Here is an 11,301-nt window from a genome sequence, read left to right on the forward strand (position 1 = left end):
GCGGGAGTGTCTCACATGGGACAAATGACCCTTACGATTTTTCAAAATTGACCCTTACGGGCATTTATGGGCTTAACTTCTTGCGCCACCCTTCCATTTCTCCCCGGAACGCACGTATTTTCAACCGTTTTCAAGCTTCTTCAAGAGAATTCAACCCTTTTCAAGCATTTATGGTTGGTCACACCGGAGAGGAAAACTTCTGGTATTCATCATACGCATCTTCACGCAAACAGGTAATAAACCAGCATCAGCGTCAGATTGACGCCGGCAGCCAGCAACACCCCGCCCGGCCTCAAATACCGCGCCTTTCCAAGAAAAACCGCCAGCACCGCAAAGACGGCGTACAGGGAGATCCACATCAGGAAAAATGCTGTCAGGCTCTGCTCATTCCCCAGGCCGGCCTGGGCCATGTTCCCGCCAGGGAAAAGAAACGGCAACGCCGGAAGCACGGCGTAAATGACATATACCCAATCCCTAGCTATCACCCTGAAAGAGACCGCCAGCGGCTTCCTGCCAAACAGAATATTACGGGAGCAGGCATTCCGCGTCTTTTCCTCCCTCAGAGCGCAGGGCAAATAGAAGGGAAGAAGCATCAGCGCCAGGACGGGCCCGGCATACAAAATGGCGGTCATTCCCGCTACGAAAGCAAAGAAAGCGGCAAAGAGGACAGGCACGCCCGCCATGAGCAGGAAAAGAAAGGATGTGCTACGCTCCGCCTTCTCCCCCATTTTCAGGAAAGACCATGAAAGATAAGCCATAGGGTAAAAATATGGTTTTTTTGAAGTCTGCCAGAAATCGAGGCCATGCGCAAGGGAAAGCCGCCCAAAAACATCCGGAGCAGCATAGCCCCATCCCTACGTACGAGACAAAATGAGAACCAGACAGACTCTGATTGGGATTGCCCCGCACCCGCGCCCACGTTATCCTGCCTCCATGGTCTACCGAATTTGCAAATCCATCGAACTGGAAAGTGGGCATCTTCTGTCCAAACATCCCGGTAATTGCAAATTCCCGCATGGCCATACGCGCTCCGTGGAAATGGTGTTCCGAGCGGAAACGCTGGATGCCAATGACATGGTGTTGGATTTCAAGGCTATCAAGCAGATGATGGGGGATTTCCTCCAGCAGTTTGACCACTCCCTGTGCGTGAATACGGAGGACCCCAACTTCGCCGCCTTCGTGGCCGCATACGGGGAGCGCATCATTCCGTTCGACCGGGAAGACCCCACCAGCGAGGTGATGGCTCGCGTCATTTTCAATGTTGCCCGGCACGCGCTGGAAAAAGCCAGGGAGAACCCCGGCGAATATCCTGTGCGGGCCTGTGTTGAGCTGGAACGCGTGCGCGTGTGGGAAACCAGCAGTTCCTGGGCGGAATACGGGGAATAACTGAAACAGCGCGTTTCCCGCCGGGCGGAACGCTCCGCAAAGATTCCCGGCCCCGTGGAAAGCACGGCCGCAACGCCCCCCCCCGCAGGTTCATCCCTTAAAAGGGATTCAGGGAAATCATGCGTTTCTGCGTCCAGTGCCCGTAGGCGGAAGAATATACATCCGTAATTTCCCGGGCCCATTCGTCAATAGTGCGCTGATGGTGGGCGTATTTTTTAAAATCCTTGGTGTCCACGCCCAGCAGGGAGCTGTGGTCTTCCTCATAATCCGCAAATTCGGAAACGATGCGGCCGGACTCATCCCTCAGGCGGCCCGCCATGGCAATGTGCCCTTTCTTGATGAACCGTTTGACCAGCCCTCCCCCCTTGATGCCGCTCAGAGCCGTGACAAAGATGCCGGCCCTGGCATTCGTGGGAGTGATGGAAATGATGGCGAGTTCCAGCGTATAGGCCCCCCTGGTTCCCGGAGGCACCATTTCAAAATGCGGATTTTCGGCAACCTCCTTTTCCATTCTGGTTGCAACGCTCTTCCGGAAGTACTCCGCCAGGCCGCGCAGGGCATCAAACCCCTCCGCGGTATCCGGCCTTACATCCATGTGCTCCGTATCCACCGGAACAACGGCCATCATGACTTTTTTGCCATCCACGCCGTTCACCCTGTCATTCCAGATTTTTTTATCATCGGCATTCCAGTACGCGTCAAAGGGAATATGGGAATCCTTATTTTTTACCTGATGAGCGATAAATCCTGTTTGGGGAACATGTTTGAAATTATTGGAACAAGACACTACCGCCATGCAGCCGAGCAGCACGAGAGCCATCAGGGAAGCTGAGAATAAAAAACGGTGTTTCTTCATATCAAATAATTCCATATCAATTAATTGGCAGAACCGTTTCTATCATGGCCCGGCATCCTCTGTCAATAAAACCTGCGGGTGAACATCCGGGGCGGCGGTCCTCCCGCCGTGCGGAAGGGGCCAAAGCGGGAATGCCTAGTCTTCTTCCCCCATGGGGCGGTATTTCACGGCCAGTTTTTCCAGGATATTCAGAGCCCTGGAGGCGCGGCTGCGGAAGGATTTGTAATCCCGGGGGTCGCAGTCGCTCCAGGCGCGTTCGGACAGGGCCAGGGCGCGCGGCCACGCCATATATTCCACCAGACCCATATTGTACAGGTATTCCGTCCAGATGTTCGCCTGGAGGCCGCGCACCCTGGCAGCTTCCTCCGGGGAAAGTTCCGGCAATTCATAGCCGTACACCTGCTTGAGCGGAATAAGGCCCCCTACGGCTTTCGGCTCCGTGGACGCGGCGGACTGGTAATAGTCAAAATAGAAGTGGGAACACGGCGCCAGAATGACGGGATGCCCTTTCCTGGCCGCCGCCGCGGCAAAGCCGTTGCCGCGCCACGCCATGACGAGGATGCGTTTGTCCGCCTCCAGTTCCCCGGCTTCATCCCAGACAATGGCTTCATAGCCGCCCTTCCTCACGTAGTCCGCAATCCGCTGCAGGAAATCCCGGCTCAGGGCTTTGAGATCCTTCTCCCTCAGGCTTTTTAAGCGGTTCTGGCAATACCGGCATTTTTTCCATGCCTCGGCAGACACCTCGTCATGGCCCAAATGAATGGGGGAGCCGGGCGGAAAGACGGCCTTAAGTTCATCCACCACGTCTTTCACGAAACGGAGCGTTTCCGGCCGCCCCATGCAGACGGAGTCCCGCCCTTGTTTCCCCTCCACGGGAAAGTCCACGCCGTCGCAAATCAAATCCCCGTAGGCATGCATGGCCGCATAGGAATGGCCGGGAAGGTCTATTTCCGGAACAACGGTGACCTGGCGGCTGCGCGCATAGGCAATGATCTCCCTCATCTGCTCCTGGGTGTAAAAACCGCCGTAGGTAGCTTCCGGGTCATGCTCCCGGATGGCGAGTTTCACTTCCCGCCAGTTCCACTCTCCGTCAGCGAGCGGAACGCGCCAGGCGCTCATGGAGGTAAGCAGCGGATATTTTTTAATTTCCAGGCGCCAGCCGGGGCCGTCCGTCAGGTGCAGATGGAGGCGGTTAAGCTTGAACAGGGACATGGCGTCAACCATGCGCTTGACTTCCGCCACGGTGAAAAAGTGGCGGGAAACATCCAGCATCATGCCCCGCCATTCAAAGCGGGGAACATCCCGGAGGGAAAAAACGGGTACGGAAAACCCCTCCCCGGTCCGGTTGGCGTTCAACACCTGAACCATGCTCTGCCACGCGTAGAAAAGGCCCTGGGCCGCCGCCGCTTTCAGATGCAGGATGCCCCTCCCTTCCCTGTCGCGCACCAGGCGGGCCTCATACCCTTCGCCCGTCCCCGAGGGGCTTCCCTCAACCGAACAAACGGCGTCCGCAGAGGTTTTGTCACGGGTCATGGAAAGGCCGGACAAAACGCCCTGGGCGTTGAGCACATTCAGGAGGGCTTCCACCACGGGAACATCCTTTTCCGGCGCATAGACCGCCAGCCGCTGCGGGAGATGAGCCACGGAGGACCGGTCAGACCTGCATGCGGAAGGCGCGGGGAGCAGCACCTCCTCAGCCGGCAGCGTTTCCGCCATGCCCGTGCCCGGCACTCCGGACAGAGCCAGCCATGCGGCCAGCCGGAAACAACGCCCCTTACTCATCATGCTGGAAGTACGGCCTCCCCTGGTCTCTTCTTTCAACGGAAGGAGCCTTCCCTCAGGCCCCTGTGTTCCGGAAAGCAAAGGCGCGGCCGTATTCAGCCGCGCCTGCCAGTTTCCATCCTTTTTTACATTTACCTTCGTCCGCCAAAAAGGCCGTGAAAAGGGACAGTATAGTTGAAATAGGGTGAATTAGGGGTGAAATAGCCTGAAAGCTAGCAATGGCATGGGATTACGGCGATGGAAAGAAGAGACGGGTAGTTGCGATGAAGGAACATGAAACTACCGAAGCGGGACAGGTTGTTGCGATATGAAAAGCCCCTCCGAAGAGGGGCTGTTAATATTACGAGGCCAAAGCAAGGCCAAGCCGATTACAGGCGATCCGATAATATGCCGGAGATAGTTCAATCCCGGTTGCGGCATGTCCCAAATTTTGCGCCGCTGCCAGCGTAGAACCTGACCCGGCGAACGGATCAAGAATCTTGGATTGCGCAGGCAGAACTGTCATCAAGTGAGCCATCAGAGGGACAGGCTTGCCCGTGAGATGGTGCTTATCAGAGGGTTTGAGGTAATGACGGAAAACGCCTGCCGGGAACACGCGCGGACGGTCCTGCTCTTTGCCGATGCTACCGCGGGTGGCCACCAGGACGAACTCGGCTTGATTGCGGAACATGCCTTGATGGGGGCGGCATGCCTCCGTCTTGTCCCAAGTGACCACGGAGCGCCATGTCCAGCCCGCCACCTGCAAGGCGTCGCTGGTGGTCGGCAGTTGCCGCCAGTCGGAACACACCATCAGCCAACCGCCCTCGCGCGTCAGGCGCAGCGCCTCCGCCATCCATAAGACCGACCACATGAAATGGGAACGTTGGTCGCGGGTATCGGAATCAAAAGAAGGATGTCTATTGCGGGAAATATACTTGCGCACAGGGGAAGCTTTACGATCCGCTGTTGTTAGTCCCCCGGACGCATAAGGAGGATCGGTGATGACTGCATCAAAAGACGCATCCGGCATCGATTTCATGAGGGGCAGACAATCCCCTTGAATCATTGTTTGAGTGTTGGTCATAGGGGCATAAGCATAGCTTATGCACGGCTCTTTTTAAGGAGCGCAAGGAATTTATGATGAATTTGTTATGAAAAATCTAACATAAAATGCTGACCATGAATTTTATGCAGATGTGTCATAAAATCAACGCTTAAGGCGACGCATTAGGTAACGAGCATCCACACCATCAGTTTGCAAAAGAAAGATCGGCTCCCATCCGTCTTTGATCCAAGCATTATGTTCGGAATAGTCTTCATCAATACCGTTAGCCGTTATTTCTCTGTATTCATAGATGGGAGCTCGAAATGCAGGATCATTTGAGCGAAAAGCAATAATCCCTAAAAAAACAGTTATGAGAAGCAACAGTACGATCAGAATATTTGCTTGTTTATAACTCATACAATTTATAGGTGTTGTATTTTTTATTGGCTGACGTTATTGACTAGAAGTTTCAAGGCTTCTCTTAATTTTACTAGTTCCTTCTCTGTCTCTCTCCACTTTTTTTCATAATATGAGGATTCTTGTATCGTTTCAGGGCCGACTTTACGCCACAAATAATCCATAGACACGGCTAGAGCATCAGCCATTCTTTGCAGCTCTCCTGCCTTGGGAATTGATCTCCCTGTAATATAAAGAGAAATAGCACTTTGTGATATTCCGGTAGATTCAGCAAGCATCATCTGTGAGAAGCCCCGTTGCTTCATAAGGGATTTCAAATTGTCATGAAATAACAGTTTCCTAATATTTTTCTTGCCTGTCATTAGAAGTATGGTATGAGTTTTCTCATAGGCGCGCCTTAGAACGGCGCGCCATGAGCAAAACCTATCATGACAACGAAAACAGCACAAGAACGCATCACGCCGCAGTGGTTGCTTGCCCGCGGTTGGTACATCACGGAGGCCGCTAAGGCGATTGGACGGGATCCCAGTCATGTGCGGCGGGTATTGATCGGGGACAGGAAGAGCAAGACTATTGCAAAGTTGCTCCGAGCCTTACCCGAAAAACAACTTACCGGACAACGGAAATGATGACTACTTACCTTAAAAAAGCCCTGGCCCGGCTTCTGGAAATTGCCGTGCTAGCGGCGATGGCCGGAGTGGCAGCCTGGTGCGGGGTTTACTGCCTGGACGATGAAGCCCGGCAAGTAAGGGAAGGAAGAAAAGACCCCCGAACGGCTGTTTTGCCCGTATTACCCGATGAAGGATGAAAAATTGACGCCCCTTGAAAAAAACGTGGTGCTGGCATTGCTTAGCCGTCCCCAGTTCCGACGCTGGGCCGGGCTGCCCGAATCCGGGCCGCTGACGCTGCAACAAATAGCCGATTGTCTGGACGTGTCCCCGCAGACCATCCAGGGGATTGAAGCCCGCGCAAGACTGAAACTGAAAGAAGCCCTATTGAAAGAATTTGCGGACCATGAAAAAATGTGAATTGAGCATCCCGGAAGCAACCCGGATTGCCCTGGGGGTGAGTGAGGCGAACCGCCTGCACAAGTACGCCACCGCCCAGGCGGAAATGGCCGTTGTGGCTGGAAAGAATGCCGTGCTGGCCGTGCTGCGGCTTGGCAGACTGTTGAAAGATTTGAAGGCCGCTACCGTTCACGGTGAGTGGGGACAACTGTTTAAGAAAGAAAACAACACGAAATCGGACACATGTGTCCGATTTGGAGAACAAGCACATTTAGATTTCACAGAAAGGACTGCTCGCCGCTACATGCGCTGCTACCAGGAAGCAGCGGCACGACTGGGGCAGGACGAACGGCCCGCGCTGGACATGGGCCTAGACGGCGAAGCTGTGGAAACCCTGCCGGAACTGGTGAAAAAAGCCACCGGGAACGCCGTTACCCCCCGGCAAATGATGCTGAATTTGCAAGTGGTGAAAGACGGCAGCAAGAGCGCCGCCCAGGCCGCCCGCCTGGCCCAGCACGAAACCATCTTGAAAAACCGGGGGAAAGGCCGTGCCTCCTCCCCCGTAAGCCCGGAACAGGCCATGATGGCCGCGGTGGCAGCCGTGCAGCCGGAAGAAGAATTGAGGGAACAGAAGAAGCAGGTGGCCGTCAAGGACGCCCACCACATTGCAACGCTGATGGCTGAATTCCTGGAAGCGGATTTGCACAGGTATTTGCCCGGAAACGACCGGGAGGCATTTTGTATCCTGTTGAGTGATTTTCAGAAAGTTATCAAGGAAGGAAAATGAACGAATTGTCCACCATTGAAGGGCTGCCCGGCTGGGACGCCCTGCCCACGGAAGAGCGGCTGAAGGTGCGCAAGCTGCATGCAGCCTGCCGTGAAATCGCCGCGGCTCCAAACAAGATGGCCGCTTACAAGCTGGCGGCCCAGGCGATGGCCGATGCCGGACATCCCATGTCCTGGCAGTCCGTCCAACGCAAATTCCTGGCGTGGCAAACAAGCGGCAGTCTGCTGGCCCTTGCCGATTTGAGGATGGCCGGGATGCGTCCCACCCGGGCACGGGTGAAGCATCCGGGATTTGTCGCTTACTGGACGGAACTGCAAACGCGCTGCCAACGCAACGGCGGCCAGGCTTACCCGCTGCTGCTGGACATCTGGCGCAAAAAATCCGAAGTCATTCCTGGGTACGAAGGCTGGCCCGGCCATCCTCAAATCCCCGTTGGCTGGTCCAAAAAAAACCTGATGCGAATTAAACCAGCTGCCCTGGAAGCCAGGGTGATGCGGGAAGGCATCAAGGCCGCGGCCCCTCTGCTGCCGATGGTGCTGACTACCCGCGTAGGCATGGAGGCCGGGGAATACTATGTTTCCGACGATAACTGGGTGGATGCGCACGTGATTTGCGGCAAGCAGATTGTGCGCCCCTTGCAGCTGGGATGCCTGGATATTGCCACCGGAAAAATGGTGCACTGGGGCATGATGCCCCGGATGATGCGCCAGGACGGGACGCACGCCGGATTGACGGAACGCTACATGCGCATGTTTGTGGCGGGGCTGCTGGCAAATGTCGGCATCAATACGTCCCGGGGAACCACCCTTGTGGTGGAAAACGGAACGGCAGCCATCCGGGCGCACATGGAGCAGGTCTTGCTGGACCTGTTTGACGGCGCGGTGAAGGTCCACCGCTCCGGCATGGAAGGGAAAACCCAGGCATTGCTCCGGGGGTATGAAGGCCGCCAGGGCGGCAATCCCCGCGGCAAGGCGCACCTGGAATCCGTGTGGAACCTGACGGCCAATATATGGAGTTCCTGCCTGCCCGCTCCGTCCGGCCATGACCGGACAGAGCCGGAATGGCTGGCTGGCCTGATGAAGGAGCAAAAGGCGCTGCTGAAAAAGCAGGGCTATCTGGAAATCAGGGATCCGGACCGGGCCGCCACGCTGCGGCATCTGATGCCAACCTTTGAACAACTTACAACCGATATAGCCTGGCGCGTGTACGATGCCTTTAACGATCGGACCGACCACGCCCTGGAAGGATGGGAACGGATGGGGCTGGTGGTGCCGATGGTGCGCCTGTCCACGGACGGCGACTGGATCACGCTGACGGACAGCATACCGGAAGCGGACCGCCACACGCTGCTGAACATGGCCGCCCGCGATCCGGAAAGGCTGGTCAGTTCCCGCCGCCTTTCCCCCGCGGAAGCCTGGAACCTGAAACTACAGCACCAGCCTCCGCTGCGGAAAGCGACGCAATGGGAAATCGTGGATTTGCTATCCCGTGACCTGGCCGTGAAAACGGTGGTGAAAGGCTCCTACATCGTCCTGCAAAACAAGGCGGTAAGCATGGACCGCCTGTACTACCCGGCCAGCATCGTCACGCCGGAAGGGTATCAGCGCATCCTGCCCAGCGGCATGGATGTATGGGTGATGCTCAACATGTTTGACGATCAGCACTTGTACATCATTGATGGAAAAGGGCGCTGTCTTGGTATGAGCACGTTACAGCAACGTGTCCCCTATTATGACGAGGACCAGGTGCGGGCGGCTATGGGAAGGAAGAAGAAAGCCACGGCGGCAGCCTTGCAGGAAACGCGCGTCCACCACGCCCGGAAAGAAGCGGCCATCGTCGGAACACGCCTGTACAACCGCCAGGTGGCGAAGGGGGCGCCCATTACGGTGCAAGGGCTGCTGAACGCCGAAGGCACGGATGCCGCCGCCCTGGCCGCCGTGAAAAAACTGCCCGGCATCAGCCTGTTGCCGGAAACGGAAATACCGGAAACGGCATCCCCCCAAAAAGAAAGCCATCCGAAAATTTCATTTTTATAAATACTATGGACAGAATAACATATACAAAAAACGACAGCGACCCGCGGCGCTTTTTGCCTGCCGTTACCAGCGGGCCATACCCCCAGGAAACGAAGCAGACACTAGCCTGGCTTATCTCCTACGCCGCAGAACACAACTGGACCCTGGGCGATATGGCAGCCCAGGCCGGAGTGTCTGCCAAGACGATGCGCTCCATACTAAAAGGCACCTACGAAGCCAATGCGGAACCGCATCTGCTGGCCCTGGCCGCACTCCGCGCCCGGCTAACTGTAGATCAGGCGGGCGAAGATTTGCCATTTGTGGAAACAAAACTTGCCCGTTATACGATGGATCTTGCCGAATTTACACGGCGCTACCATTACGCGGCGGTGATGATCGGACCGACGCAGTGGGGCAAGACCGAAGCCGTGAAGGAGTACGCCCGGAGGCATCCGGACAAGGTGGTGCTGGTGCGCTGCCCCGTGTCAGCCAGTCCTACGCGGCTGCTCTACCGGATTGCCAAGCAGATCGGAGCGGGAACGACGCTGAAACCGGAAGATATGATCGACCGCATCCTGCGCTACCTGACCCCTGATCATTTACTAATCATCGACGAAATTCACCATGTTTTGCGCAGCGACAAGATGGGAATGAAAGGCGTGGAGCAGGTGCGGGAACTGCGGGACATGTCCGGCTGCGGACTGCTGCTGACGGCCACCCCCGAATTTGAGGCGGCAATGGAAGAAAGCCCGGTCTGGTCCGACATGCTGAAACAGCTGTCCAAACGCAACGCCTGCCGGGTGTACCGCCTCCCCTCCGCCATCAGCACGGAAGACTTGCGCCAGGTATGGGAATTTTACGGATTCCCGGAACCGGACGCGGGCCTGCGGGCCTCCGTCGAAGCCGCCGCCCAGGACAGCGGGTACGGCGTGATTACTAAAAGAATGAACCTGGCCCGGATAGCCGCTAAAAACGCGGGTGTGCCCGTGACCTGGGATTATTACCTGGGAGCCATCAAGAAGCTGCAAGACATGGAAGACGGCAACATGCCGGATGACGTGTAACCCTCTACATCCTATGAATCAAGACACGACGACACCACAGCCCCACCCGTGGGTGACAACCTCCACGCCGGACAACCTGCGCAATCCGCAGCTGCTTCAGGATTTGTCGGAAATCGGCATGACCTGCCTGCTGGGCTGGCATGCCCTGATGGACACGCCCCACAGTTATGCCGCGGAGTCTGTGTGGTACGGCAAAGCAAAAACATGGGCGGAGGAATTGGAACGCCTGTATCTCACCTATACGCAAGGAGACGACTGGATGACCCAATTCCCGGCCCCCCAGCAACACATCATCAGCCAGGCGGATGCGGACATGTCCCGCGCCTATGGGATGCTCTTCTGGAACAATCCCATGCCGGATGGCAGCGACCCGAAAACAGCCATAACGCAACGGCTCTTGTCCGCCCATAACATCATCCGCCACCTTGTCAAAGGCGAAGGCGGCCTGCCTTATGGCAGGCTGCCCAGGGTGGGGGAACCTGAATTCCTGGCTTATGACCCGGACGCGGAAAGATGGGTTGCCGGACGCGGCATTGAAGACCTGGAAGACGACAGATACCAAGACTAACAATCAACACCACCATCATGTACAGCACCAACACCAACCATCAACAGGACAGGGGGCAGCAAGCCCCCAATGTCAAGCCAGCCCCCAAAGGCGGCCACTTTGTCCTCCACATTGAGGACGTTGCCACGGACAACGACAAACTTGGACTGGCTATTTACTGGTCAGCCGTGCGGGAAACCGCCTATGAAACGCCAGCTTTCCGCGTCTTTGCGACGCTCAAAGAGGTGATTAACCGAAACGCTGACGCCATCGGTGAAATCATGGCCGATGCCATCAATCGCAACCGGGAGGACAAACAATGATGCAGAACACATTTTATTGGGAGGCCGCCCGGTACATATCCGTGGCGATCATACCCGGTGCGGGGGCAAGGTATTTCACTTACGCCAACGAAT

General features: G+C 56.3%; 14 protein-coding genes. 8 read left to right on the plus strand and 6 right to left on the minus strand.

Annotated features, from left to right (window positions below; translation table 11 throughout):
- Positions 1–221 precede the first annotated feature (221 nt).
- Positions 222–758, minus strand: coding sequence for a hypothetical protein (locus tag BHW66_RS02165; protein ID WP_094139531.1), 537 nt, complete (start codon positions 756–758; stop codon positions 222–224).
- Between the two features lie 175 nt (positions 759–933).
- Here BHW66_RS02165 and BHW66_RS02170 point away from each other — a divergent pair, with 175 nt between their 5' ends.
- Positions 934–1,386: a 6-carboxytetrahydropterin synthase gene (locus BHW66_RS02170; protein ID WP_022197422.1), complete on the plus strand. Its 453-nt coding sequence runs from the start codon at positions 934–936 to the stop codon at positions 1,384–1,386.
- Between the two features lie 97 nt (positions 1,387–1,483).
- Here BHW66_RS02170 and BHW66_RS02175 read toward each other — a convergent pair whose 3' ends face one another.
- From BHW66_RS02175 to BHW66_RS02195, 5 genes are all read right to left on the minus strand, one after another.
- On the minus strand, positions 1,484–2,242 hold the full coding sequence (locus tag BHW66_RS02175; RefSeq protein ID WP_161994205.1) for a DUF3313 domain-containing protein: 759 nt from the start codon (positions 2,240–2,242) through the stop codon (positions 1,484–1,486).
- A gap of 135 nt (positions 2,243–2,377) precedes the next feature.
- Positions 2,378–4,027: a family 20 glycosylhydrolase gene (locus tag BHW66_RS02180; RefSeq protein WP_286688850.1), complete on the minus strand. Its 1,650-nt coding sequence runs from the start codon at positions 4,025–4,027 to the stop codon at positions 2,378–2,380.
- A gap of 337 nt (positions 4,028–4,364) precedes the next feature.
- Entirely contained in the window at positions 4,365–5,087 is a 723-nt protein-coding gene (locus BHW66_RS02185; RefSeq protein ID WP_205573660.1) for a site-specific DNA-methyltransferase, read from the minus strand.
- A 123-nt stretch (positions 5,088–5,210) separates the two neighbouring features.
- The gene (locus BHW66_RS02190) at positions 5,211–5,465 is read right to left on the minus strand and encodes a hypothetical protein (RefSeq protein ID WP_094136131.1); all 255 of its coding nucleotides are present in this window, start codon (positions 5,463–5,465) and stop codon (positions 5,211–5,213) included.
- A gap of 23 nt (positions 5,466–5,488) precedes the next feature.
- A complete protein-coding gene (locus BHW66_RS02195; protein WP_286688851.1) occupies positions 5,489–5,782 on the minus strand; it encodes a helix-turn-helix transcriptional regulator in 294 nt (97 codons plus the stop codon).
- Between the two features lie 308 nt (positions 5,783–6,090).
- Between BHW66_RS02195 and BHW66_RS02200 the strand changes: the two genes are divergently transcribed.
- The 7 genes from BHW66_RS02200 to BHW66_RS02230 are packed head-to-tail and all read left to right on the plus strand — an operon-like array spanning position 6,091 to position 11,208.
- The gene (locus tag BHW66_RS02200; RefSeq protein ID WP_094136129.1) at positions 6,091–6,273 is read left to right on the plus strand and encodes a hypothetical protein; all 183 of its coding nucleotides are present in this window, start codon (positions 6,091–6,093) and stop codon (positions 6,271–6,273) included.
- A complete protein-coding gene (locus tag BHW66_RS02205; RefSeq protein ID WP_094136128.1) occupies positions 6,263–6,493 on the plus strand; it encodes a sigma factor-like helix-turn-helix DNA-binding protein in 231 nt (76 codons plus the stop codon). The genes BHW66_RS02200 and BHW66_RS02205 overlap by 11 nt, the downstream gene beginning before the upstream one ends.
- Positions 6,480–7,259, plus strand: coding sequence for a DUF3102 domain-containing protein (locus BHW66_RS02210; protein WP_215833537.1), 780 nt, complete (start codon positions 6,480–6,482; stop codon positions 7,257–7,259). Before BHW66_RS02205 ends, BHW66_RS02210 begins: the two co-directional genes overlap by 14 nt.
- Entirely contained in the window at positions 7,256–9,295 is a 2,040-nt protein-coding gene (locus BHW66_RS02215) for a hypothetical protein (RefSeq protein ID WP_286688852.1), read from the plus strand. The genes BHW66_RS02210 and BHW66_RS02215 overlap by 4 nt, the downstream gene beginning before the upstream one ends.
- A 5-nt stretch (positions 9,296–9,300) precedes the next feature.
- Entirely contained in the window at positions 9,301–10,338 is a 1,038-nt protein-coding gene (locus tag BHW66_RS02220) for an ATP-binding protein (RefSeq protein WP_217730301.1), read from the plus strand.
- 13 nt (positions 10,339–10,351) lie between these two features.
- Positions 10,352–10,906, plus strand: coding sequence for a hypothetical protein (locus BHW66_RS02225; protein WP_131072301.1), 555 nt, complete (start codon positions 10,352–10,354; stop codon positions 10,904–10,906).
- 17 nt (positions 10,907–10,923) lie between these two features.
- A complete protein-coding gene (locus tag BHW66_RS02230; protein ID WP_131072300.1) occupies positions 10,924–11,208 on the plus strand; it encodes a hypothetical protein in 285 nt (94 codons plus the stop codon).
- The last annotated feature ends 93 nt before the right edge of the window (positions 11,209–11,301 follow it).

Origin of the sequence: Akkermansia sp. 54_46 (genome assembly GCF_001917295.1) — a bacterium.
Lineage (GTDB): Bacteria > Verrucomicrobiota > Verrucomicrobiia > Verrucomicrobiales > Akkermansiaceae > Akkermansia > Akkermansia muciniphila.

What these genes read in the sequence shown, in the direction of transcription:
- BHW66_RS02205 (WP_094136128.1), top strand. Translation starts at nt 6,263, where the DNA reads ATGAAGGATGAAAAATTGACGCCCCTTGAAAAAAACGTGGTGCTGGCA.
- BHW66_RS02165 (WP_094139531.1), bottom strand. Translation starts at nt 758, where the DNA reads ATGGCTTATCTTTCATGGTCTTTCCTGAAAATGGGGGAGAAGGCGGAG.
- BHW66_RS02225 (WP_131072301.1), top strand. Translation starts at nt 10,352, where the DNA reads ATGAATCAAGACACGACGACACCACAGCCCCACCCGTGGGTGACAACC.
- BHW66_RS02215 (WP_286688852.1), top strand. Translation starts at nt 7,256, where the DNA reads ATGAACGAATTGTCCACCATTGAAGGGCTGCCCGGCTGGGACGCCCTG.
- BHW66_RS02230 (WP_131072300.1), top strand. Translation starts at nt 10,924, where the DNA reads ATGTACAGCACCAACACCAACCATCAACAGGACAGGGGGCAGCAAGCC.
- BHW66_RS02170 (WP_022197422.1), top strand. Translation starts at nt 934, where the DNA reads ATGGTCTACCGAATTTGCAAATCCATCGAACTGGAAAGTGGGCATCTT.
- BHW66_RS02220 (WP_217730301.1), top strand. Translation starts at nt 9,301, where the DNA reads ATGGACAGAATAACATATACAAAAAACGACAGCGACCCGCGGCGCTTT.
- BHW66_RS02210 (WP_215833537.1), top strand. Translation starts at nt 6,480, where the DNA reads ATGAAAAAATGTGAATTGAGCATCCCGGAAGCAACCCGGATTGCCCTG.
- BHW66_RS02185 (WP_205573660.1), bottom strand. Translation starts at nt 5,087, where the DNA reads ATGACCAACACTCAAACAATGATTCAAGGGGATTGTCTGCCCCTCATG.
- BHW66_RS02190 (WP_094136131.1), bottom strand. Translation starts at nt 5,465, where the DNA reads ATGAGTTATAAACAAGCAAATATTCTGATCGTACTGTTGCTTCTCATA.
- BHW66_RS02200 (WP_094136129.1), top strand. Translation starts at nt 6,091, where the DNA reads ATGATGACTACTTACCTTAAAAAAGCCCTGGCCCGGCTTCTGGAAATT.
- BHW66_RS02175 (WP_161994205.1), bottom strand. Translation starts at nt 2,242, where the DNA reads ATGAAGAAACACCGTTTTTTATTCTCAGCTTCCCTGATGGCTCTCGTG.
- BHW66_RS02180 (WP_286688850.1), bottom strand. Translation starts at nt 4,027, where the DNA reads ATGATGAGTAAGGGGCGTTGTTTCCGGCTGGCCGCATGGCTGGCTCTG.